Annotated in this window: 20 protein-coding genes; 11 read left to right on the top strand and 9 right to left on the bottom strand. The window is 74.3% G+C overall.

Annotated elements, in window-relative coordinates:
• The first annotated feature begins 432 nt into the window (after nucleotides 1–432).
• Together tuf and OG370_RS02250 are read left to right on the top strand one after the other, a co-directional pair.
• Nucleotides 433–1,611, top strand: coding sequence for an elongation factor Tu (gene tuf, locus OG370_RS02255; protein WP_328460001.1), 1,179 nt, complete (start codon nucleotides 433–435; stop codon nucleotides 1,609–1,611).
• A 125-nt stretch (nucleotides 1,612–1,736) separates the two neighbouring features.
• The gene (locus OG370_RS02250) at nucleotides 1,737–2,591 is read left to right on the top strand and encodes a spermidine synthase (protein WP_328459999.1); all 855 of its coding nucleotides are present in this window, start codon (nucleotides 1,737–1,739) and stop codon (nucleotides 2,589–2,591) included.
• A gap of 92 nt (nucleotides 2,592–2,683) precedes the next feature.
• On the opposite strand, the gene OG370_RS02245 is transcribed toward OG370_RS02250, so the two are convergent.
• Together OG370_RS02245 and OG370_RS02240 are read right to left on the bottom strand one after the other, a co-directional pair.
• Nucleotides 2,684–4,039 (bottom strand): MFS transporter, encoded by a 1,356-nt coding sequence (locus OG370_RS02245; protein ID WP_328473730.1) that lies wholly within the window; start codon nucleotides 4,037–4,039, stop codon nucleotides 2,684–2,686.
• Nucleotides 4,040–4,266: 227 nt separating this feature from the next.
• Nucleotides 4,267–5,475 carry a hypothetical protein gene (locus OG370_RS02240; protein ID WP_328459997.1) on the bottom strand — a complete coding sequence of 403 codons (1,209 nt, stop codon included), beginning with the start codon at nucleotides 5,473–5,475 and terminating at the stop codon, nucleotides 4,267–4,269.
• 72 nt (nucleotides 5,476–5,547) lie between these two features.
• Here OG370_RS02240 and OG370_RS02235 point away from each other — a divergent pair, with 72 nt between their 5' ends.
• Entirely contained in the window at nucleotides 5,548–6,000 is a 453-nt protein-coding gene (locus OG370_RS02235) for a DUF4442 domain-containing protein (RefSeq protein WP_328459995.1), read from the top strand.
• Between the two features lie 313 nt (nucleotides 6,001–6,313).
• The gene (locus OG370_RS02230; RefSeq protein ID WP_328459993.1) at nucleotides 6,314–6,970 is read left to right on the top strand and encodes a DedA family protein; all 657 of its coding nucleotides are present in this window, start codon (nucleotides 6,314–6,316) and stop codon (nucleotides 6,968–6,970) included.
• 105 nt (nucleotides 6,971–7,075) lie between these two features.
• Here OG370_RS02230 and OG370_RS02225 read toward each other — a convergent pair whose 3' ends face one another.
• Nucleotides 7,076–7,588: a gamma carbonic anhydrase family protein gene (locus OG370_RS02225; protein ID WP_328473729.1), complete on the bottom strand. Its 513-nt coding sequence runs from the start codon at nucleotides 7,586–7,588 to the stop codon at nucleotides 7,076–7,078.
• Between the two features lie 177 nt (nucleotides 7,589–7,765).
• Between OG370_RS02225 and OG370_RS02220 the strand changes: the two genes are divergently transcribed.
• Both OG370_RS02220 and OG370_RS02215 read left to right on the top strand, forming a co-directional pair.
• A complete protein-coding gene (locus OG370_RS02220; RefSeq protein ID WP_328459991.1) occupies nucleotides 7,766–8,527 on the top strand; it encodes an acyltransferase in 762 nt (253 codons plus the stop codon).
• Between the two features lie 399 nt (nucleotides 8,528–8,926).
• Nucleotides 8,927–9,457, top strand: a complete 531-nt coding sequence (locus OG370_RS02215; protein ID WP_328459990.1) for a YbaK/EbsC family protein — start codon at nucleotides 8,927–8,929, stop codon at nucleotides 9,455–9,457.
• Between the two features lie 46 nt (nucleotides 9,458–9,503).
• Here the strand turns inward: OG370_RS02215 and OG370_RS02210 are convergent, their stop codons facing one another.
• On the bottom strand, nucleotides 9,504–9,908 hold the full coding sequence (locus OG370_RS02210; protein WP_328459989.1) for a CoA-binding protein: 405 nt from the start codon (nucleotides 9,906–9,908) through the stop codon (nucleotides 9,504–9,506).
• Nucleotides 9,909–10,016: 108 nt separating this feature from the next.
• Here OG370_RS02210 and OG370_RS02205 point away from each other — a divergent pair, with 108 nt between their 5' ends.
• From OG370_RS02205 to OG370_RS02195, 3 genes are all read left to right on the top strand, one after another.
• The gene (locus tag OG370_RS02205) at nucleotides 10,017–10,646 is read left to right on the top strand and encodes a YigZ family protein (RefSeq protein WP_328459988.1); all 630 of its coding nucleotides are present in this window, start codon (nucleotides 10,017–10,019) and stop codon (nucleotides 10,644–10,646) included.
• A gap of 160 nt (nucleotides 10,647–10,806) precedes the next feature.
• On the top strand, nucleotides 10,807–11,970 hold the full coding sequence (locus OG370_RS02200) for an exonuclease SbcCD subunit D (RefSeq protein ID WP_328459986.1): 1,164 nt from the start codon (nucleotides 10,807–10,809) through the stop codon (nucleotides 11,968–11,970).
• The gene (locus OG370_RS02195) at nucleotides 11,970–15,272 is read left to right on the top strand and encodes an AAA family ATPase (protein ID WP_328459984.1); all 3,303 of its coding nucleotides are present in this window, start codon (nucleotides 11,970–11,972) and stop codon (nucleotides 15,270–15,272) included. Before OG370_RS02200 ends, OG370_RS02195 begins: the two co-directional genes overlap by 1 nt.
• 219 nt (nucleotides 15,273–15,491) lie before the next feature.
• On the opposite strand, the gene OG370_RS02190 is transcribed toward OG370_RS02195, so the two are convergent.
• Complete coding sequence (locus OG370_RS02190; RefSeq protein WP_328459982.1) at nucleotides 15,492–16,235, bottom strand: SDR family NAD(P)-dependent oxidoreductase; 744 nt, start codon at nucleotides 16,233–16,235, stop codon at nucleotides 15,492–15,494.
• The gene (locus OG370_RS02185; RefSeq protein WP_328459980.1) at nucleotides 16,232–17,119 is read right to left on the bottom strand and encodes an SDR family NAD(P)-dependent oxidoreductase; all 888 of its coding nucleotides are present in this window, start codon (nucleotides 17,117–17,119) and stop codon (nucleotides 16,232–16,234) included. Before OG370_RS02185 ends, OG370_RS02190 begins: the two co-directional genes overlap by 4 nt.
• A 147-nt stretch (nucleotides 17,120–17,266) precedes the next feature.
• Between OG370_RS02185 and OG370_RS02180 the strand changes: the two genes are divergently transcribed.
• Nucleotides 17,267–17,980, top strand: coding sequence for a TetR family transcriptional regulator (locus tag OG370_RS02180; RefSeq protein ID WP_328459978.1), 714 nt, complete (start codon nucleotides 17,267–17,269; stop codon nucleotides 17,978–17,980).
• A gap of 45 nt (nucleotides 17,981–18,025) precedes the next feature.
• On the opposite strand, the gene OG370_RS02175 is transcribed toward OG370_RS02180, so the two are convergent.
• Nucleotides 18,026–18,472, bottom strand: coding sequence for an Lrp/AsnC family transcriptional regulator (locus OG370_RS02175; RefSeq protein ID WP_328459976.1), 447 nt, complete (start codon nucleotides 18,470–18,472; stop codon nucleotides 18,026–18,028).
• A 93-nt stretch (nucleotides 18,473–18,565) separates the two neighbouring features.
• On the opposite strand from OG370_RS02175, the gene OG370_RS02170 reads away from it, so the two are divergent.
• Nucleotides 18,566–19,084 (top strand): rhodanese-like domain-containing protein, encoded by a 519-nt coding sequence (locus OG370_RS02170; protein ID WP_328459974.1) that lies wholly within the window; start codon nucleotides 18,566–18,568, stop codon nucleotides 19,082–19,084.
• Between the two features lie 38 nt (nucleotides 19,085–19,122).
• Here the strand turns inward: OG370_RS02170 and OG370_RS02165 are convergent, their stop codons facing one another.
• The gene (locus OG370_RS02165; protein WP_328459972.1) at nucleotides 19,123–19,647 is read right to left on the bottom strand and encodes a GNAT family N-acetyltransferase; all 525 of its coding nucleotides are present in this window, start codon (nucleotides 19,645–19,647) and stop codon (nucleotides 19,123–19,125) included.
• Between the two features lie 236 nt (nucleotides 19,648–19,883).
• Nucleotides 19,884–21,572 carry a DUF885 domain-containing protein gene (locus OG370_RS02160; RefSeq protein ID WP_328459970.1) on the bottom strand — a complete coding sequence of 563 codons (1,689 nt, stop codon included), beginning with the start codon at nucleotides 21,570–21,572 and terminating at the stop codon, nucleotides 19,884–19,886.
• Nucleotides 21,573–21,596: the final 24 nt, after the last annotated feature.

Genomic DNA, 21,596 nt, shown 5'->3' with positions numbered 1-21,596 from the left:
GAAGAACCGTTGACGGTTGCGTCACCCGGCGGTTCACGCAGGTGGGAGGAGACTGAGGCGGCGGCGCCGGGACGGGCGGCCCAACAGGCGGGCGCGGGGCGGAAAACCGTTCGACGGACGGCGGTCCCGCGGCGCATGATCGTCGCATGTTCCGGCCCGCCTTCCTCGCAGACGCCACCGCAGCAGCGGTCGCGCTGGAGGCTGCCCGGAACGCATCGGTCGCAGCGGTCGCACAGGCCGCGGCCGCCGCACGGCCGGCACTCCTCGACGGCGCATTCGACGGCGCACGAAGCTGACCCTCCCCGGTACGACGTATCCGGCGGACCCCGCAGGGGGAGGGTCGGTACGGCCCGGGGTCCGTGAGGCGGCTCACCGCCTTCCCCCTTCCGGTCACCGCGTGGCACGCGGCGACCGTCGAGGAAGAGTCTTCCCATGCCCAAGCAGGCGTACATCCGCACCAAGCCGCACCTGAACATCGGCACCATGGGTCATGTCGACCACGGCAAGACCACGCTGACCGCCGCCATCACCAAGGTGCTCGCCGACGACGGCAACGGCACCTTCGTGCCGTTCGACCGGATCGACCGGGCCCCGGAGGAGGCGCGGCGCGGCATCACCATCACCATCGCGCACGTCGAGTACGAGACCGGCACGCGGCACTACGCGCACGTCGACATGCCGGGTCACGCCGACTACGTCAAGAACATGATCACCGGCGCGGCCCAGCTGGACGGGGCGATCCTCGTCGTCTCCGCGCTCGACGGCGTTATGCCGCAGACCGCCGAGCACGTGCTGCTCGCCCGCCAGGTGGGCGTGCGGCACATCGTGGTGGCGCTCAACAAGGCCGACGCGGCCGACGACGAGCTGGCCGACCTGGTCGAGTTGGAGGTGCGCGAACTGCTCAGCGCGCACGGCTTCGCGGGCGACACGCTCCCGGTGGTCCGCGTCTCCGGGCTGGGCGCGCTGGCCGGCGAGCCGCGCTGGACCGCCGCGATCCGGGCGCTGCTCGACGCCGTCGACACCTACGTGCCGGTGCCCGAGCGGTACGTCGACGCGCCGTTCCTGCTGTCGGTGGAGAACGTGCTCACCATCACCGGGCGCGGCACCGTCGTCACCGGCGCGGTCGAGCGCGGGGTGGTACGGCCCGGCGACCGGGTCGGCGTACACGGCGTCGACGACGAGGCGCTCACCAGCGTCGTCACCGGCCTGGAGACGTTCGGCAAGCCGATGGAGTCCGCGCAGGCGGGGGACAACGTGGCGTTGCTGCTGCGCGGGGTGCAGCGCGGTCAGGTGCGGCGCGGCGACATCGTCGCGGCGCCGGACAGCGTGACGACGCACCGCCGCTTCACCGCGCACGTCTACTTCGTGCCGGCGGCGGAGGGCGGGCGGCACACGCCGGTCGCCACCGGGTACCGGCCGCAGTTCTACATCCGCACCGCGGACGTGGTCGGCGACGTGTCGCTCGGGTCCGAGGGGATGGCGCTGCCGGGTGACACCGCCGACATCGCCGTCGAGTTGGGGCGTGCGCTGCCGCTGGAGCCCGGGCTCGGCTTCGCGATTCGCGAGGGCGGTCGCACGGTCGGCGCGGGCACGGTGACGTCCCTGGGTTGACCGGTCCCCGGACGGGGCCGGGCGGGTCCGCCCGCCCGGCCCCGTCCTGCCCTGTCCGGTCGGCGGGGGCTGCCGCGCGGTTCCCCGCGTCCCCGCGGGCCCCGGGGGTGGGAGAGGATGGGCCGGTGGAAGGTGAAGCGATTCCGGTGCTGCGGGCCGTGGACTTCGGGGAGGCGAAGCTGCTGCCGGATGTGGACCGCGCGCGGGCGTGGCTGCTGACGGTGGACGGCGCGCCACAGTCGTACGTCGATCTGGCGGACCCGGAGCACCTGGAGTTCGAGTACGTACGGCGTGTCGCGTATGTCGTGGAGGCGGTGTGCGACACGCGGGAGGCGCCGGTGGGGATCGTGCACCTCGGCGGTGGGGCGCTGACCCTGCCGCGCAGGTTCGCGCGGACCGTGCCGGGGGCGGTGCAGGACGTGGTGGAGGCGGACCGCGGCCTTGCCGGGCTGGTCGCGGAGTACCTGCCGTGGGACGCGCCGGAGGTCCGTACCCATGTCGCGGACGCCCGGGAGTGGCTGGCCGGGCGGGCGGACGCGAGCGCCGACGTGCTGGTGGTGGACGTGTTCGGCGGGTCGCGGGTCCCCGCGCACCTGACCACGGTCGAGTGCGCGACGGAGGCGGCACGGGTGCTGCGCCCGGGCGGCCTGTACGTGGCGAACCTCGCCGACGCCGCGCCGTTCGCCTTCCTCGGCTCGCAACTGGCCACCGTACGCGCGGCGTTCGGCCCGGACACGGAGGTGTGCGTGCTGGTGGAGCCGGGGGTGCTGCGCGGGCGCCGGTACGGCAACGCGGTGCTCGCGGTCGCCCGCGGCCCGCTGCCGGCGGACGTGGTCGCACGGCGGTGCGCCGCGGACCCGTTCCCGGCACGGGTGTTGGGGACGGAGGAGGCGGTACGGGCGTTTCCGGGCGCGCCGGTGCACGACGCGGAGGCGGCCGACTCGCCCGAGCCGCCCGGCGGCGCCTTCACGATCGGCTGACCCGGGAGCGTGTTCCGCCCGCGAAGGCCGGCTCGGGGGTGGCGGGGGCGGCAGGGCCGCACGGCGCGGTGTGCGGTGGTGTCGTGGACGGATCAGGTCGCGTCGGGGAGCCCGTCCACGCTCTCCGCGACGGGCTTGGCGCCGGCCGGAAGCGGGAACGGAAGCGGCTCGGCTGCGGGCAGGTCGTCGACGGGGTGGTCGACCGGTGCCGACGTGACCTTCGTACGCCGTTCCAGCCGCCGTACGTCCGGCAGCAGCAGGACCGCGCCGGTGAGCAGCACGATCAGCGCGGCGGAGCCCCACAGCGACTGGGTCCGGCCGAAGGTGATCGCGGCCGGGCCGGCGAGCGCGGTGGCGACGGGGGTCAGGGAGACCGAGCCGAGCCAGTCGTAGGCCGACACGCGCGACATCTTGTCCTCGGGGATCTCCTGGTGCAGGGCCAGCATCCAGCCGACCGCGAAGACCTCCACCGCGAGACCGGCGGTGAAGGTGGCGGCCGACAGCAGCGGGAGCGGTGCGGCGATCGCGAGGGCGGCGGCGGGCAGCGCCAGCGGGAAGACGCCGAGGGTGCCGGCGAGCAGCATCCGGCGCGGGCGCCAGCGGATCATCAGCACGCCGCCGCAGACCGTGCCGACACCACCCGCGGCGATCGCGAGTCCCCAGGGTCCGGCGCCGCCGAGGTGCTCGCGGGCGACCAGCGGACCGTAGACCGACTCGGAGGCGGTTTCCAAGCCGTTGACGACCCCGAACTGGAGCACGATGCCCCACAGCCACGGGCGGGAGGCGAACTCGTGCCAGCCCTCGCGCAGTTCACGGACGATCCCGCCGGACTCGGCGGGCCGTTCCACCACGGGGGTGCGCAGCTTCGCGCGCATGGCCGCGGCGATCGCGAAGCCGGTGGCATCGACGGCGAGCACCCAGCCCGGGCCGACCGCCGCCACCAGCGCGCCGCCGAGGGCCGCGCCGCCGATGCTCGCGCCGTTCATCGACAGCCGGAAGACCGAGAACGCCTTGCCCGCGTGCCCGGGGTCCACCGTGGACAGGAGCATGCCCTCGGAAGCGGGCGAGAAGAACGCCTGTCCGGTGCCGCCCACGGCGGCCAGCGCGGCCATCATCCACAGCGACGGAGACCCGGTGAGCACCAGCACCGCGAACGCGGCCTGGGAGGTGGCGTTGACCAGGTTCGCGCTGACCATCACCCGGTGCCGGGGCAGCCGGTCCGCGATGGCGCCGCCGACCAGCAGGAAGACGACCAGGGCCAGCGTGCGGGCGGCGATCACCAGGCCGACGTCGGTGGCGCTGCCGCCCTGCACGATGACCGCGTAGGCGGCGGCGATGGTGGCGCCGGAGTTGCCGAGGTTGGCGATGAACGACGCGCCGACCAGCAGCCGGAAGTCCCGGCCGGCCCAGGAGGGCGGTTGGGGGAGTGCCGGCAGCCTGCCGAGCAGGGCACGGGGAGTGCCGGGGCGGGGGCGGGGGCCGGTGCGCTTCACCCGGGCACTATCCAGGAACGCCCGGGTGGCGCGCCAGCGGTTATCGCCGGCGGGCGCTCCCGTGCCGCGCCCACCCCGCAGGCCGTGCCGCCGCCGCCCCGCCGCCCTGGTGCCACTCCGCCCCGCCGCTGCCGCGCCGGGCCGGTCTCGCCTGCTTCCGTCTCCTCCGTCTTCTCCTGCTTCTACTGCTTCAGCGGGCGGATGGTGCTCTTGATCTTGTCCACGATGGACTGCGAGAGCTGGTCGGGGACGCCGGTGTCGGCGTAGAGCACCCACACCACCGGTGTCGGGGTCTTCTGGGAGGGGTCCAGCCAGGCGACGGTGTAGGCGATGCCGCTGGGCGGCGTGCACTTGTCGGCCTTGACCACGTTGGTGGCCGTGGCCTCGGACTGCCAGCCGGTGATGCCGTGGTCGTTCTTGAACGCCTTGCTGTCCTTCGCCTTGGAGAAGGTGCCCTTGCCCTTGGTCTGGTAGACCCAGTACGCCCACGCCTCGGCCTCGTTGTCGGCGGCGTTCTTCAGGCTCTTCGCACCGTTGCCGCCCTTGGTGCCGACGGTCGCGCGGTCGGCGCTGTCGTGGCCCGACGTGCACCAGTCGTACTTGTAGTGGGCGGGCGCCCCCATCGCCTCCTGCGCGGCACCCTTGTCGTCGGTGAAGATCAGGCTCATGCCCTGGGTGTCGACCTTCCAGTCCGGCGGCACGTCGAAGGCGACGTTGCGCTGGTCGCGGCGGACCACCTTCCAGCCGGGGATGACCGGTTTCACCTCGGCGCCGCCGTTGCGCGGGTTGTCGTCGTCGGTGCCGTCGGTCGCGCTGTCGGAGGGGCTGGGGGTGGCGGTGGGCTTCGCCGGCGTCGTCGCGGTGGGCGTGGCGGGCCCCTTCGCGTCGTCCTTCTTGTCGTGCTTGCCGGTGAGGTAGACGGCGCCGACCGTCACGGCAGCGATGACCGCGAGCGAGGCGGTGATGGCGATGCCTATGGTCAGCTTCCGGTTGTCCTTCTCCGGCGGCTGCCCGCCGGGCCCGCCCGGGCCTCCGGGGGCGCCGGGCCCGCCCGGGCCCCACGCCTGCGGAGTCGGGTAGCCGCCGGCGGGCGGCTGTCCGGGCTGCTGGGGCTGCGGGTAGCCGGGCTGCGCATACGGGTTCGGGGGTGCGGGCTGACCGTACGGCGGGGTCGGCGGCGGCTGCTGGTAGCCGGGCTGCGGGGGTTGCTGGGAGGGCTGCTGCGGAGGTTGCTGGGGCTGCTGGTAACCCGGCTGCTGGTACCCGGGCTGCGCGTACGGGTTGGGCGGTTGCCCGTACGGTCCCTGGGAGGGCTGCGGTTGCTGCGGATTCTGAGGGGGGTTGCCCTGCGGGTACTGCTGTCCCCCGTGCTGCTGGTCTCCTGGCCACATGGCTGGAAACACTAGGGGAGCGGGCCCGCGGGTTCCACGGCGGACCGCGATACTGGCTGGTAACATCGGTCCATGTCCGACACGTTGCCCAACATAGGCGAACTCCTCACGTCCACCGTGCCGATGGTCCGCACCCTGGACCTCCGGTACATCGAGACCACGGCCGAGCGCGCCGTCGTGTCGCTGCCCGACCACCCCGACTACCGCAACCACGTCGGCGGGCCGCACGCGGGCGCGATGTTCACCGTCGGCGAGTCCGCGTCCGGCGCCGTCGTGATCGGCGCGTTCGGCGACCAACTCGGCCGCGCCGTCCCGCTCCCGGTGCGGGTCGAGGTCACCTACGCCAAGATCGCCCGGGGCGAGGTGCGCGCGACCGCCACGCTCGGCCGGCCCGCCGCCGAGGTCGTCGCCGAACTCGACGCCGGACAGCGCCCCGAGTTCCCGGTCGAGGTCGTGCTCACCCGCGAGGACGGCGCCGAGACCGGCCGGATGACCGTCATCTGGACCCTGCGCCCCAACCGCTGAGAGCCCGCCGGCCCGGGGGCCGGTGGGGTGACTCGGGTCCGGCGGCGGCGATTCGCCGAGGGGTAGGTCCACGGGTTCGGGGTGCGTCCGGGGTCCGTCCACGGGTCCGGCGGTGCGGAGCCCGGGTGTTCGGCGGCCCGGGGGCGGGGGGGGTTCGGCGGGGCCGGGCGGACGGTGATCGGTGGTCGCGTGGCCGGGGATCGGTGGCCGGGGGCACACCGCTGAGCGGACAGCATGTCCTTTCGGTCGGTTACGCTTCACAGGAGCGCGCTGCGGGCGCGCGTTCGACCGTCACCCCGGGGAGGGACCTGCTGTGCACGTGCAGGACTGGCTGGACGGCATTCCGCCGATCGCCGTCTATCTGATGGTCGGTCTCGTGGTGGGGGTGGAGAGCCTCGGCATCCCGCTGCCCGGCGAGATCGTACTGATGACGGCGGCGCTGCTGTCCTCGCAGGGCCACGTCAGCCCCTGGGTGGTCGGCGCCTGCGCGATCTTCGGCGCGGTCGTCGGCGACTCCATCGGCTACGCCATCGGGCACAAGGGCGGCAGACCGCTGCTGGACTGGCTCGGCCGCCGCTTCCCGAGCCATTTCTCGCCGGCCAACATCGCCACCGCCGAACGCTCCTTCCACCGCTGGGGTATGTGGGCGGTCTTCTTCGGCCGTTTCGTGGCCCTGCTGCGGATCTTCGCCGGGCCGCTCGCCGGCGTCCTGAAGATGCCGTACCACAAGTTCCTCATCGCCAACGCCCTCGGCGGCATCGTCTGGGCCGGCGGCATCACCGCGATCATCTACTACGTCGGCGTGGTCGCCGAGCCCTGGCTCACCCGCTTCGGCTACGTCGGCCTCGGCATCGCGGTCCTCTTCGGCATCGGCTCCTTCCTCTACGTCCGGCGCCGCGCCGCCAAGGCGCACGCCGAGCAGGAGACGGACACCGAACGCGAGGTCGCCGTCGCCCAGTCCGGCGAGTAGCCGCCCGCGCGATGGGCGGCGCCGTACGGGGAGCGCCGGAGTGCCGACCGGAAGCCGAGCGGCTCCGACCGGGACTCGACCGGGCTCCGCGTCCGGGGGCGCCGCTCAGCCCAGGGCCTCCCGATGCGCCTCGGCGAGCGCCACATAGTGCTCCGCGCTCATCCGCAGCGCCTCCTGCTCCTCCCCGGTCAGCTCCCGCTTGACCCTCGCGGGCACCCCGGCCACCAGCGAGTGCGGCGGCACCTGCATGCCCTGCGGCACCAGAGCCGCGGCCGCCACCAGCGAACCCGTGCCGATCCGCGCCCCGTTGAGCACTGTCGCGCCCATCCCCACCAGTACGCCGTCCTCGACCACGCACCCGTGCAGCACCGCGTTGTGCCCCACCGTGACGCCCGCGCCGACGACCGCCGGGAAGCCGGGATCGGCGTGCACCGTGCAGTTGTCCTGGATGTTGGAGCCGGCGCCGATCCGGATCTCCTCGGCGTCGCCACGCAGCACCGCGTGGTACCAGATGCTCGCCCGCGCGCCCAGCTGCACATCGCCCAGCACCACCGAGGTCGGCGCGGTGTACGCGGTCGGGTCCAGCCGCGGCTCCCGGCCGAGAACGCCCGCGACCAGCGCTCCGGCACCGCCGACCGGCGCGCCCTCGCCCGGCCCGCCGGCCGTTCCACGCTGTCCGCCTGCCGCACCCCCTGAATCCGCCGCGCCCGCCTGCTCCACCGACTCGCTCATCCCCGCTCCGTCCGATCCCGCGCCGCTCCACCACTGTCCAGCGGCACCGTATACGGTGGCCGTGTGCCCGAGAACGAGAACGTGTTCTTCTCCCTGCTGTCCGGTGCCGCTGCCTGGCGCCGGCGCGCCACCACGCGGCTGGTGCACCGCGCCTGGCACCGCGTGCAGAACGCGGGCGCGGTCACCGCGGAGCGCCCCGGGCTGCTGCGCTTCGGCCGGATCGGCTGGGGCACCCGGCTCGCCTTCCCGCAGGGCACCGTCTTCGGCGAACCCTGGATTCACCTCGGCGCGTGCTGCATCATCGGCGAGCAGGTCACCCTCACCGTCGGCCTGGCCCCCGCCGACATCGACTACGGCCCGGACCCGGTCATCCGCATCGGCGACGGCGTCGTCATCGGCCGCGACAGCCACATCGTCGCGATGGCCCCGATCATCATCGGCGACAAGGTCTACTGCGGCCCCAACGTCTACGTGACCAGCACCAACCACTCCTACCACGACCCCGACCAGGCGATCGGCGAGCAGTGGCCCAGCTCCGCGCCGGTCGAGATCGGCTCCGGCAGCTGGCTCGGCGTGGACAGCGTGGTGCTGCCCGGCGCCCGGCTCGGCCGCAACGTCGTCGTGGCCGCCGGCTCCGTCGTCCGCGGCGAGATCCCCGACCACGCGGTGGTGGCCGGCGCCCCGGCCAGGATCGTCCGGCGCTGGGCACCCGACACCGGCTGGCAACCGCCCCTGCGCACCCCCGCACCGTCACCGCTCCCGGACGGGGTGCCGCCCGAGCAACGCCTCGACCTCCCCGGCCTCGAAGCCCCCGCCGGCACCTGAACGCCAGCTCGGTGACCGGTCGGCACGTACCGTCGCTCAGCGGCCGGCCGGCCCCCGAGCACCCGCCCGCGCCTGATCGCCGACCCGCGGGCCCGCCGGGCCCGCCGGACCCGCCACATCGGAACGCACCGCCGCCCGCCCGTTGCCCGCCGCCCGCCGGTAGCCGACTCCGTCGCCCGTGGCCCGCCGCCTGCCCATGGCCGACGGCACCGCCCGCCGCCGCCCGTGGTCTCCCTGTTCGCTCGCACCGCCCGGGGCCCGCCCATCGGCGACCGCACCGCCCGAGGCCCGTTGCGCGCCGCCCAGCCGTGGCCGACGGCACCGCCCGCCGCCACCGCCCGCCCTCCGCCCGTGAACACGCGCCCACGACCGCCGCGCGGGCCTTGCTAGATTGCCCGTATGCGCGCACCGATCGGCTCATTCGAGGACGCCCATCCCGCCACAGAGCGACGGGAGTTGCTGCCCCCGCCGGTCGCCGCGGCGGTGACCGCGCAGATGGTGCATGTGGACACCGACCCCGACAAGGCCGACACCGCGGACTTCGTCGCCGCCTACGGCCAGGACCTGCTGGACCAGTCCGCCAACTGCGTGGTGGTCGCGGGCAAGCGCGGCACCGAGCTGACGCTGGCCGCGTGCGTGGTGCTCTCCACCACCCGGGTCGACGTCAACGGCACGGTCCGCCGCCACCTCGGCGCCCGCAAGGCGTCCTTCGCCCCGATGGACACGGCCGTGAGCGAGACGGGCATGGAGTACGGCGGGATCACCCCGGTCGGGCTGCCCGCGCACTGGCCGCTGCTCATCGACTCCGCCGTCGCGGAGGCGCCCTATCTGGTGATCGGCAGCGGGGCCAGGCGCGGCAAGCTCATCGTGCCCGGCAAGGTGCTGGCGTCGCTGCCCGGCGCGGTGGTGCTCGACGGCCTGGGCGGCTGAACCGGGCCAGGGGTCGTGGTCGCAGGCCCTCTCACCGAGGGCCCTGTCACAACTGCGGTATCTCGATCGCCGGGCATCGGTCCATGACCATGTCAAGGCCCGCGGCCCGCACCCGTTCGTACGCCTTCTCGTCGATCACGTCGAGCTGGAACCAGACCGCCTTCGCGCCGGCCGCCACCGCGTCGTCGGCCACCGCACCGGCCCACGCGGAGTGCACGAAGACGTCCACCACGTCGACGGGGAAGGGGATGTCCGCCAGCTTGGCGTACCCCTGCTCGCCGTGCACCGTCTCGGCCTTCGGATGCACCGGCACCACCCGCTTGCCGAACCGCTGCAGCACCGCCGCCACGCCGTACGCCGCGCGCGACGTGTTGTTCGACAGCCCGACGACCGCCCAGGTGTCACCGCTGTCGGTCAGGATCTTCCGCACCGTCTCCGCGTCCCCGTACATCCCCGCTCACCAACCCCTCGCCTCAGCCCGCCCGCACGCTTCCCCGCACGTCCTGCCAGATCAACGCCCCACCCGGCACCATGATTCCCCCCGCACTAGGCTGAACGGGTGGTAGATCGGTATCTGACGGTGGCGCGCCCGGGCGTGTACGAAAGTGAGATCAAACGCTCGCGGTTCCGCTGCGCGCTGGCCCCGGCCGGCAGCCAGGAGGCCGCCGAGGAGTTCGTCCGGGCCGTCCGCAAGGAGCACCCGGGCGCCACGCACAACTGCTTCGCGTACGTCATCGGCCCCGACGGCCGCCTGCACCGGGCGAGCGACGACGGAGAGCCCGGCGGCACCGCGGGCACCCCGATGCTCCAGGTGCTGCTCGGCCGCGAGGTCCGCGACACCGTCGCGGTCGTGACCCGCTACTACGGCGGCGTCCAGCTCGGCGCCGGCGGCCTGGCCCGCGCGTACGGCGGCGCGGTCTCCGCGGCGCTCGACGCGACCGGCACCGTCGAACGGCGCCTGCTCGCGCTGCTCACCGTCACCGCCGACCACCAGCGCGCCGGGCGGCTGGAGAACGAGTTGCGCGCCGCCGGCCACGCGGTGCGCGAGGTCGTCTACGGCGCCGCCGTCACCTTCCACCTCGGCGTCCCCGAACCCGATGTCGCCGCCTTCCGCTCCTGGCTGGCCGACGCCACGTCCGGCACCTCCACCTGCGCCACCGAGGGCAGCGCGTACGTGGACGTCCGCTGACCGGCGGGGCGTAAGCGGGCGGCGCGGAAGCGTCGGCGCGGCGCGATCCGGGCCGATCGGGGTGTGCCGTCCGGGGGCGGGAGTGATCGGTAGTACGGTGCTGGTCTGCGGGCGGACGCCCGGGACGGTGAGGGGGACGGGTGCGGTTCGGAGCGGTGGCGTGAGATTCCTGCACACCTCGGACTGGCACCTCGGCCGGTCCTTCCACCGGGTGAGCATGCTCGACGCCCAGCGGACCTTCCTCGACCACCTGGTGGCCACCGCGCGCACCGAGCAGGTCGACGCCGTGATCGTGGCCGGTGACGTCTACGACCGGGCCGTGCCGCCGCTGGCCGCGATCGAGCTGTACGACGAGGCCCTGCACGCCCTCGCCGACCTCGGCGTGCCGACGGTACTGACCTCGGGCAACCACGACTCGGCCCGGCGGCTCGGCGTCGGCGCCGGGCTGATCGACCGCGCCGGCGTCCACCTGCGCACCGATCCCGCGACCTGCCACCACCCGGTGCTGCTGCCCGACCCGCCACACGGCGACGTGGCGGTCTACGGCCTGCCCTACCTCGAACCCGCCCTGGTCCGTGCCGAGTTCGGCGCCGAGCGGGCCGACCACACCGCGGTGCTCGGCGCCGCCATGGACCGGGTGCGGGGCGATCTCGCCACCCGCCCGGCCGGCACCCGCGCCGTTGTCGTCGCGCACGCCTTCGTCACCGGCGCCGCCCCTTGCGACAGCGAGCGCGACATCACCGCCGGCGGCGTCGAGGCGGTGCCCGCCGAGCTGTTCGACGGCGCGCACTACGTCGCGCTCGGCCACCTGCACGGCTGCCAGACGATCAACGACCGTGTGCGGTACTCCGGTTCGCCGCTCGCCTACTCCTTCTCCGAGCAGCACCACCACAAGAGCATGTGGCTGGTCGATCTCGATCCCGACGGCGCCGTCACCGCGCGGCGCCTCGACACTCCGGTGCCGCGCCCGCTCGCCCGCCTGCGCGGCCGCCTGGACGACCTGCTCGCCGACCCCGCGCTCGAACCGCACACCGGGTCCTGGGTCGAGGCCACCCTCACCGACCCGTACCGCCCGCACGAGCCGATGGCCGCGCTCGCCAAGCGCTTCCCGTACATCCTCGCGCTCGCCTTCGACCCCGACCGCGACACCGAAGACCCGCTCGCCTCCTACGCCCGCAGGCTGCGCGGGCGCACCGACCAGCAGATCGCCGAGGACTTCGTCGCACACGTCCGCGGCACCGCCCCCGACCGGGCCGAACGCGCCGTGCTGCGGGCCGCGTTCGACGCGGTACGGGCCGACGCCGTACAGGCGGAGCGCGACTGATGCGCCTGCACCGCCTCGAACTGACCGCGTTCGGCCCCTTCGCCGGCACCCAGCAGGTCGACTTCGACGAGCTGTCCGCCGCCGGGCTGTTCCTGCTGCACGGCCCAACCGGCGCGGGCAAGACCTCCGTCCTGGACGCCGTCTGCTACGCGCTGTACGGGCAGGTGCCCGGCGCCCGGCCCGCGAACCGGCTGCGCAGCGACCACGCCGCTTCCGGCACCGCGACCGAGGTGGTGCTCGAACTCACTCTCGGCGAGCGCCGGTTGGAGATCACCCGGCGACCGGAGCAGGTGCGGGCGAAGAAGCGCGGCACCGGCACCACCGTCGACAAGGCGGTCACGCTGCTGCGCGAGCACATCGGCGGCGCGTGGCAGGGCGTCTCCAAGTCGCACCAGGAGATCGGCGAGGAGGTCCGGCAACTCGTCGGGATGAGCTGCGAGCAGTTCTGCCAGGTGGTGCTGCTGCCGCAGGGCGAGTTCGCGACGTTCCTGCGGGCGGGCGCGGTGGAGCGGGCCGCGCTGCTCGGACGGCTCTTCGACACCCGCCGGTTCAAGGCGGTCGAGCAGTGGCTGCGCGACCGCAGGAACGAGGCGGACCGGCGGCTCGCCGCCGGCGACGACGGACTGCGGCAACTCGCCGCGCGGATGCGGCAGGCGGCGGGGTACGGCGACGCCGAACCCGGGCCCGGTGCCGACTCCGGTTCCGAACCCGGTCTCGGCGCGGGGGTGTTGACCGACGCCGCCCTCGCGCGGTGCGACGCCCGCGAGCGGCACGCCATCGCGCGCACGGCCGTACTCCTCAGCGAGGACGCGCATCGCTCCGCCGCCGAAGCGGCCACCGCGGCACGCGAGTTGGCCGCCCTGCAACGCCGCCACCGGGAAGCCCTCGACCACGAGTCGGCCGCTGCCAGGCAACGTCCGGTCCGCACCGCAGTCCGCGGCCGCCTCGACCGCGCCCGGAGCGCCCTCACCGTCGACCCCGCACTCGGGCTCCACGACAAGGCCGCCGCCCAGTACGAAGACGCCCTCACCGCGGAACGCGCGGCCGCCGCCGAACTCGCCGCCGCGGGAGAGCTCCTGGTCGAGCCCGTGGACGTCTCGTCGGCGGAACCGGACGCTGAGCTGCCCCGAGGCGGCGGCTCGGACGCCTTTCCCACTCAGAGAGGCGGCGCCGCGCCCGTTCGGCCCGGTAGTCCAGGAGAGTCGGGGTCGGGCGTCGATTGGGTCGGTGCGGGGGCGACGCGAGGCAGCTCGGGGACAAGTGGGCGGACGTCGGCCGCTGATGAGGGGCTCAGGTCCGATCCGGCCCGGCACGGCGGCGGCGTGGGAGAACAGCGGCCTGGCGGGGCGCTTGGCGCCCAGGGAGCGCCGGCGGGCGCACGGCTTTCGGTCGAGGTGATGACCCGCAGGGTGGGGGAGTTGCGGGAGGAACTGGGCGGGCTGGCCGGAGCGGGGGAGGCCGAGGCCCGTTTGGAGGAGATCGGGCGGCGCCGGGAGATGCTGGCGCGGGAGGAGCGGGCGGACGAAGGGGCCGTGCGCGAGGCGCAGGCGTGGCTGGAGCGTTGGGCGGGGGAGCGCGGCGGGCTCCAGGCGCGGGTGGAGGCGGCGGCGGAGGCGGCCGCGCGGGCGGAAGGGCTGGCGGGGAGGGTCGAGGCGGCGCGGGCGCGCCGGGACGCCGCATCCGAACGGGACCGGCTGGCACGGGAGTCGGCCCGGGCCGAGGAGGCCGCGCGCGAGGCACGGGACCGGGCCGCCGAGGCCCGCGAGGCGTGGCAGGACGCGCGGGAGGCGCGGATCGCCGGTATCGCGGCCGAGTTGGCCGACGGCCTGGTCGACGGGGAGCCCTGCCGGGTGTGCGGCGCCCAGGAGCACCCCGCCCCGGCGCGGCCCGAAGCGGGGTTGCGGGTCACCTCGGCCGACGAGGACGCGGCGAACGCGGCCTACGAGCGGCGCCGTTCGGCGTATGCGGCGGCCGGCGAGGCAACGGCCCGGCTGCGTGCGGCACTCGACGCGGCCGACGCCGCCGCCGGAGCCGCGCCGCACGCCGAACTCGCCGCCGCCTACGCGGAGTCCGCGGCCGAGCACGCCGCGGCGGTGCGCGGTGCCGGTGACCTCGCCGAGGCGCGACGCGCGCTCGCCCGCGCGGAGGAGGAGCGCGACCGGCGGACCGCGCAGCGCGAGGAGGCGCTCAGCCGCACCGCGGCCCGCACCTCCCGGCGCGAGGAACTCGACGAGCAGCACCGGCGGTTGACCGCCGAGCTGGCCAAGGCCCGGGCCGGCCACGCCACCGTACGGGCCCGGCACGCGCGGCTGAGCGCGCGGATCGCCGTACTGGACCGGGCCGTCGACGCGGCGAGGGAGCGCGCCGACGGCGAGCGGCGGCTGGCCGAGGCAGAGTCCGCGGTGAGCGAGGCCGCTGCCGCGGCCGGGTTCGGGTCGCCGGCGGAGGCCGCGTCGGCGCTGCTCGCGCCGGCCGAACTGGCCCGTACCGAGCGGGATGTGGCCGCCTGGCAGCGGGAGGAGGCCGCGATCGAGGCGGCCCTGGCGGCTCCCGAACCGGCCGCGGCCGCGGCGCTGCCGGCCGCCGACCCCGAGCGCGCGCAGCGGATCGCGGACGAGGCGCACCGCCGGCTGCGGGACGCCTCGTCCGCGGAGTCCGCCGCCGCCACCCGGTGCCGGGAACTCGACCGGCTGACCGGGATCGCCACCGCGCGGGTCCGCGAACTCGCCCCGGCCCGGGCGGAGTTCGACCGGCTGAAGCGGTTGGCGGACCTCGCGGCGGGCAACTCGGCGGAGAACCGGTACCGGATGGAGCTGGAGACCTACGTCCTGGCGGCGCGGCTGGAGCAGGTCGCCGCCGCCGCGGGCGTACGGCTCCAGCGGATGTCGGCGGGCCGCTACACGCTCGCGCACAGCGACGCCCGCGCGGGTAACCGGGCCAAGTCCGGCCTCGGCCTGATGGTGGTGGACGCCTGGACCGGCACCGAACGGGACACCGCGACGCTCTCCGGCGGCGAGACGTTCTTCGCGTCGCTGGCGCTGGCGCTGGGCTTGGCCGACGTCGTCACCGACGAGGCGGGCGGCATGCGACTGGACACCCTCTTCATCGACGAGGGCTTCGGCAGCCTCGACGAGCAGACCCTCGACGAGGTCCTGGACGTGCTGGACGGGCTGCGCGAACGGGACCGGGCCGTCGGCATCGTCAGCCACGTGGCCGACCTGCGGCACCGTATCCCCGTCCAGCTCCGGGTGGTCAAGGACCGCGACGGCTCCAGCGTCCGGCTGCACACCACCGCGAGCTGACCCGGGCCGTCGGGCCGCCCGTGTGAACGCCCAGCGGGCCGATGGCAGGCTGCCTTGGCCGCGTGACCTATCGGCCAGCCGTGCGGTCAGGTCTCCCATCCGGCCCGTCATGGCGGTTGAGGAGAAGATGCTGCGCGACGGTGCCGGAGGCGCGGGCCGTGGGCGGGCGGCCCGCCGCGCGGAGCGGGCGGGCCGCCTGGGGAGCGCGCCGGGTGCCGGCTACGCGAGGAACCCCCCGTCGACCGCGAGGTGGGCTCCGGTGATGTAGGACGCGTCGTCGGAGAGCAGGAAGGCGACGGCGGTGGCGATCTCCTCGCCGCGCCCGATGCGCCGCATGGGGATGCCGCGCTCGGCCACCTGCTGGGTGCCGTCCGGGTCGGCCTGGGTCATCTCGGTGTCGATGACGCCGGGCTGGAGTTCGTTGATGCGCACTCCCCGGGCCGCGTACTCCTGGGCCGCGGTGCGGGTCAGACCGCGGATGGCGTGCTTGGCGGCGGAGTACTCGACGGTCGGGCCGCCGCGGTCGGCGAACACGCTGGAGACGTTGACGATCGCGCCGCCGCCGGCGTCGAGGATCGCCGGAATCTGGTACTTGAGGCCGTAGAAGAGGCCGTCCAGGTTGATCGCGACGACGTTGTGCCAGGCGTCCAGGGGCATGTCGGCGGTGGGGATGAAGTTGCCGGTCACCCCGGCGTTGTTGACGGCGTAGTGCGGCGCGCCGAACGAGTCCACGGTCCGGGCGACCGCCCGCTCGACGTCCTCGGCGTTGCTGACGTCGCCGGTGACGGGGAGCGCCTGTCCGCCGGCCTCCTTGATCTGCCGGGCGACGTCCTCGAGCTTGTCGGCGCGCCGGCCGACGAGGGTGACGGCCGCGCCGCGGGCGGCGAGCAGCCGTGCCGTCGCCGCGCCCATGCCGGTTCCGGCGCAGGTGACGAGCGCGACCTTGTCCGGGAACCGCGTCATGACCGGTCCTCCGTCTCCTGTGCGGGGGCGGGCAGTTCGACCGGGTCCTGGTCGAAGTCGGCCGACCGGCTGGCCGCTTCCCACGTGGCGACCTCCTCCAGCTGCCCGCGGGAGTAGTCCTGTGCCATCTGGACGGCAGTGGCGCCGAGGACGAGGTGGGAGGGCGGGGTGGGGTGCTTGACGACGCGGACCAGGAGCTCACCGGCGCGCTTGGGGTCGCCCTCTTGGGCCACAGAACCGCTGAACAGGCGCACCATCTCGCCCACGGTCGCGTCGTACTCCGGTGGGACGTCCGGGACCTGCATCGAGGCACCGGCCCAGTCGGTCGCGAAGCCGCCGGGCTCCACCACGAGGTACCTGATGCCGAACGGCGCGGTCTCCGCCGCGAGCACCCGGGTGAAGCCGTCCACGGCGAACTTGGCCGCCTGGTAGGACCCGAGACCGGGAGTGCTGCCGACCCGGCCGCCGATCGAGGAGAACTGCACGACCGTGCCGCCTCCCTGCGCCCGCAGCAGCGGCAGCGCGGCGGTGGAGACGTTGTAGACGCCCCAGAAGTTGGTGTCGAACTGACGGCGGAAGTCGTCCTCGGGCGTGGTCTCGACCGCCGAGGTGTTGGCGTATCCGGCGTTGTTCACGACGACGTCGACCCTGCCGAACCGGTCGACCGCCGCCCGCAGGCCGGCCACCGCGGCCGACCGGTCGGTGACGTCGAGCGCGACGGGCAGCACACGGTCGCCGTACTGCCGTACGAGATCGTCCAGTTGCTCCGGCCTGCGAGCCGTGGCGACGACATTGTCGCCCGCGGCCAGCGCGGCGAGCGCGAGCTGACGGCCGAAGCCGCGCGAGGAACCAGTGATGAACCAGGTGTCGGTGTGTGTATCCATACCTCTACCGAAACACGGTTGCGCTATTAGTGCAACTTGGTTGTGGTAATTCTCCTGAGGTCGTCGTCCTGGCTGCCTGGTCCCAGAAATGTGATATTACTGAAACCTGGTTTCGTTACGATGGGCCATGGCCACGAGGAGGGATTCATGACCAGAGCCGACTTCCTGCGCGCGCGCAGCCCCGAGGCCAAGGCCGCCCGCGAGAGCGAGATCCTCGCTGCCGCGTCGCGCCTCGCCCTGCTCAAGAGCGTCAGGGAGGTGACCATGACCGCCATCGCCGACGAGGTCGGCATGCACAAGTCCGCGATGCTCCGCTACTTCGAGACACGCGAGGACATCTTCCTGCGGCTGGCGGGCACCGCCTGGCGCGACTGGTCGGCCGCGGTGCGCGACCTCCTCGACGCCATCGCGCCCTGTCCCGACGCCGGCGCGCCGCAGTGGGACGAGACGGCCCGCTCGATCGCCGGCGCGCTGGCCGGTTCGCTGGTGGCCCGCCCGCTCTTCTGCGACCTGCTGGCGCACACCCCGCTCAACCTGGAGCGCAACGTCTCCACCGACACCGTCCGGACGTTCAAGACGCGCGCCGTCGCGGAGGTCGAGAACGTCGGCGCCAAGCTCCGCGCCCTCGCAGGGCTCGACGCGGACCAGGCGCGCGGCGTGGTGACGACCGCCACCTCGATGGCCGGAGCCCTGTGGCAGATGGCCGCCCCCGGCACCCGGCTGCGTGCCTTCTACGAGACCGACCCCGAGCTGTCCCACTCCATCGTCGACGTCGAACCGAGGCTGACCGACATCCTGACCGCCCTGCTCACCGGTTACGCCCTCCGCCCGGCCGGACCCGGCGGACCCGACCGCGGGTGAGCCGACCGCGAGTGAGCCGCGCCGCCCCACACGGACCCGGCGCCGTCACAGCACCAGCGGACGGCGGGCCAGCGGTGAGGAGTACACCACGCTCGTGGTGATCGCGCCGAGCCCGGAGATCCGCCCGGTCACCTCCTCCAGGTGACGCATCGACCGCGCCGCGACCTTCATCACGAAGCAGTCGTCGCCGGTGACGTGGTGCGCCTCCAGCACCTCGGGGGTGGTGTCGAGCAGGTCGTGGAACGGCTTGTAGTTGCCGGTCGGGTAGCGCAGTCGGACCATCGCCAGCACCGGCAGCCCGACCCGCTCGTGGTCGACGACCGCGGCGTACCCGGAGATCACCCCGGCCTCCTCCAGCCGCCGCACCCGCTCGGTGACCGCGCTCGGCGACATCGAGACGATACGGGCCAGCTCCGCGTAACTCGCCCGGCCGTCCTGCTGCAGGGCCGCCAGCAGCCGCCAGTCCGTCGCGTCCAGGGAAATCGTGGTCATGCCCCAGAACTACCAGGGAAAGCCCGGCCGATCAACGAGAGCACCGGGGATTCCGCCTTCAGCGGGCGGGCCGCGGACCGTAGATTTCCCGGTATGACCGCAACCACGGACACCCCCGCCCCCGCCCCCGTCCTCGCTCCCGCCCCCGCCGCAAGTCCTGTGCTGGGTGTGCCCCCGGCCGCGCCCGCCGACGCCGCCGCCCACTTCGCCGCGAGCCTCGCCTTCCACACGGACGTCTCCGACGTCGCCGCCGCGCTCACCGACGGCGGCGACCCCGGCTTCACCCTCGTCGACACCCGCAGCACCGCGGCATGGGACCAGGGCCATGTCCCCGGCGCCGTGCACCTGCCCACCGCGCAGATCCCGCGGCTCGCCGCGGACCTCCTCGACCCGGCCCGGCCCGTCGTCGTGTACTGCTGGGGCCCGGGCTGCAACGGCGCCGCCCGTGCCGCGCTCGCGCTGGCCCGACTCGGCTACCAGGTCAAGGAGATGCTCGGCGGCATGGAGTACTGGACCCGCGAGGGCCTTGGCTACGAGACCGCCGCCGGCCCTGCCCGGCGCGACGCCGATCCGCTCACCGCGCCCTTGGCCGCCGGCGCCTGCGGCTGCTGAGCCCGTCCGGCCGCACCGGCGCCGTCACTTCAGCGCCGTCACACCGGCATCAACCGGAGTTCGTACGCCCACAGGTCCCCGCGGTTCGCGACCCGGACGAACCCGATGCGTTCCAGGACCGCCTGCGAGGCCCGGTTGCCGGGCTCGGTGGTGGCCAGCACGAGCACCACGTCCGGCTGCCCGAGCGCCCACTGGCACAGGGCGCGGGCCGCGTCCGTGGCCCATCCCTGGCCCCGGCCGGACTCCGACAGGTCGTAGCCGATCTCGACCGAGCCGCGGTCCGGCGGGCCGTGGAAGCCGACACCGCCGACCGCGATCAGGTCGTCGGCGCGCTGGATCGCGAACAGCCCCCAGCCGGGCCGGTAGACCCCCGCGCTCGCCGCGGCGACCGTCATCGAGGCCGCGCTCATCGTGCCCTCGCCCGGCACCCCGTCGATCCAGGTGAGCGTGCCGGGCTTGCCGTCGGCCAGCAGTGCGGCCTCCCCGGGAAGCTGCTCGCGCAGGATGAGCCGGCCCTGGGTGAGCACCAGGCTGCCGGCGTCGTGGGAAGCGTGCAGAGTCATCGGGCCGAACCGCCTTGTCGCCAACGGAAGGAAGCGGGAGCCGGCACCCGCGCACACGGACCGCGGAAGGTGTGCGCGAAGAACGTGATGACCCCCTCCCAGGCACCCTACGCCCTGGTCACCCGCCCCGGCAGGGCCTCTCGCGCAACGGTGCCGGCACCCCGGCGGGGCGGGTGCGGCGGCCCCGCCGATCATGGACCGCCGCACCCGCCCGCACCCGCCCGCGCCGTACGGGTTCAGAGCACGGACAGCTCCGCGAGGAGGTCGTCCAGGCCCAGCGAACCCAGCGAAAGCGCGGCCATGTGCCATGCCTTGAGGTCGAACGCGTCGCCGTGGGCGGCCCGGGCGGCGGCCCGTCCGGCCAGCCAGGTGCGCTCGCCCATCTTGTAGCCGATCGCCTGCGCGGGCATGCCGAGGTAGCGGATCACCTCGCTGTCGATCATCTCCGCGGGGCTGCCGTTGTGGGCGGCGAAGAAGGCGTGGCCGAGCTCCGGCGTCCAGCGCTCGCCGGGGTGGAAGGGCGAGTCGTCGGGGATGGCCAGCTCCAGGTGCATGCCGATGTCGATGATCACCCGCACCGCCCGCATCATCTGCTTGTCGAGGTAGCCCAGCCGCCGCTCCGGGTCGGTGAGGAAGCCGAGTTCGTCCATCAGCCGCTCCGCGTACAGCGCCCAGCCCTCGGCGTTCGCGCTGACGATGCCGATGGTGGCCTGGTAGCGGGAGAGGCTGTCGGCGATGTGCGCCCACTGGGCCAGCTGGAGGTGGTGGCCCGGCACGCCCTCGTGGTACCAGGTGGAGACCAGGTCGTAGATCGGGAAGCGGGTGTGGCCCATCGTCGGCAGCCAGGTGCGGCCCGGGCGGCTGAAGTCCTCGGTGGGCGCGGTGTAGTAGGGCGCCGAGGCGCCGCCGGGCGGGGCGATGTGCGCCTCCACCCGCTTGACCCGCTCGGCGAGTTCGAAGTGGGTGCCGTCCAGCGCGCGGATCGCCTCGTCCATCAGGCCTTGCAGCCACTCGCGCACCTCCTCCACGCCCTCGATGACGGTGCCGTGCGTGTCGAGGTGGCGCATCACCTGCCACGGGTCGGTGTCCGGCAGGATCTTGCCCGCTTCCGCGCGCATCTCGGCGATCAGCCGGTGGAACTCCGACCAGCCGTACGCGTACGCCTCTTCCAGGTCCAGGTCGGCGCCGTTCCAGTAGCGGGACCAGCGGGCGTAGCGCTCGCGGCCCACGGTGTCGGAGGCGTCCTGGACGGCCGGCGCGTACGTGTCGCGCAGCCAGTCGCGGATCTGCGTGAAGGCAGCCGTGGCCTCGCCCGCCGCGGCGTCCAACTCGGCCCGCAGCTCGGCCGGGCCGTCGGCGGTGAGCTGGGCGAACCAGCTTCCCGCCGCGCCGTCGCCGACCCAGGTGCCGAGCTGCTCGATGACGGTCTCCACCTGCTTGGGACCGCCGTGCAGGTCGCGGGCCAGCCCTTCCTCCAGCGACGCGCGGTAACCGGCCACCGAGGCGGGCACCGCGCGCAGCCGCGCGGCGAGGTCGGCGTGGTCCTCCGCCGTCGCCGTCGGCATCAAGGTGAAGGTCTCGCGGATGGCGTGCAGCGGGGAGTTGATGTTGCTGACCGCGCGCAGGTGCTCACCGGCCTCGTGGATCTCGATGTCGGCGGAGAGCCGGTCCCGGAGCAGGCGCGCGCAGCGCCGCTCCTGCGGGCTGTCGCCGCCGGGCCGCGCCTCGGCCTCGGCCAGCCGGGCCAGCGTCTCCCGCGCCAGGTCGGCCAGCGCCTGCGAGCCGGCGGGCGAGTGGTCGGGCAGCCGGCGGGCGCTGCCCGGCGCGCCGATGTACGTACCGAGGGACGGGTCGAGGGCGACCAGGTCGTCGACGTAGGCGTCGGCGACCTGGCGGGGCAGTGGGCTGCTGGTGAGAGTCGACATGCGGCCATCTTCGTATGCCGGGTG

The organism is Streptomyces sp. NBC_00448, from assembly GCF_036014115.1.
Lineage (GTDB): Bacteria > Actinomycetota > Actinomycetes > Streptomycetales > Streptomycetaceae > Actinacidiphila.
The sequence above is the reverse complement of the archived record's forward strand: the minus strand, read 5'-3'. Positions and strand labels throughout refer to the sequence as shown.

Excerpts from the sequence above, each read along its gene's own strand:
- tuf (WP_328460001.1), top strand. The coding sequence starts at position 433 with ATGCCCAAGCAGGCGTACATCCGCACCAAGCCGCACCTGAACATCGGC.
- OG370_RS02240 (WP_328459997.1), bottom strand. The coding sequence starts at position 5,475 with ATGTGGCCAGGAGACCAGCAGCACGGGGGACAGCAGTACCCGCAGGGC.
- OG370_RS02235 (WP_328459995.1), top strand. The coding sequence starts at position 5,548 with ATGTCCGACACGTTGCCCAACATAGGCGAACTCCTCACGTCCACCGTG.
- OG370_RS02215 (WP_328459990.1), top strand. The coding sequence starts at position 8,927 with ATGCGCGCACCGATCGGCTCATTCGAGGACGCCCATCCCGCCACAGAG.
- OG370_RS02210 (WP_328459989.1), bottom strand. The coding sequence starts at position 9,908 with ATGTACGGGGACGCGGAGACGGTGCGGAAGATCCTGACCGACAGCGGT.
- OG370_RS02195 (WP_328459984.1), top strand. The coding sequence starts at position 11,970 with ATGCGCCTGCACCGCCTCGAACTGACCGCGTTCGGCCCCTTCGCCGGC.
- OG370_RS02190 (WP_328459982.1), bottom strand. The coding sequence starts at position 16,235 with ATGACGCGGTTCCCGGACAAGGTCGCGCTCGTCACCTGCGCCGGAACC.
- OG370_RS02185 (WP_328459980.1), bottom strand. The coding sequence starts at position 17,119 with ATGGATACACACACCGACACCTGGTTCATCACTGGTTCCTCGCGCGGC.
- OG370_RS02180 (WP_328459978.1), top strand. The coding sequence starts at position 17,267 with ATGACCAGAGCCGACTTCCTGCGCGCGCGCAGCCCCGAGGCCAAGGCC.
- OG370_RS02175 (WP_328459976.1), bottom strand. The coding sequence starts at position 18,472 with ATGACCACGATTTCCCTGGACGCGACGGACTGGCGGCTGCTGGCGGCC.
- OG370_RS02170 (WP_328459974.1), top strand. The coding sequence starts at position 18,566 with ATGACCGCAACCACGGACACCCCCGCCCCCGCCCCCGTCCTCGCTCCC.
- OG370_RS02165 (WP_328459972.1), bottom strand. The coding sequence starts at position 19,647 with ATGACTCTGCACGCTTCCCACGACGCCGGCAGCCTGGTGCTCACCCAG.
- OG370_RS02160 (WP_328459970.1), bottom strand. The coding sequence starts at position 21,572 with ATGTCGACTCTCACCAGCAGCCCACTGCCCCGCCAGGTCGCCGACGCC.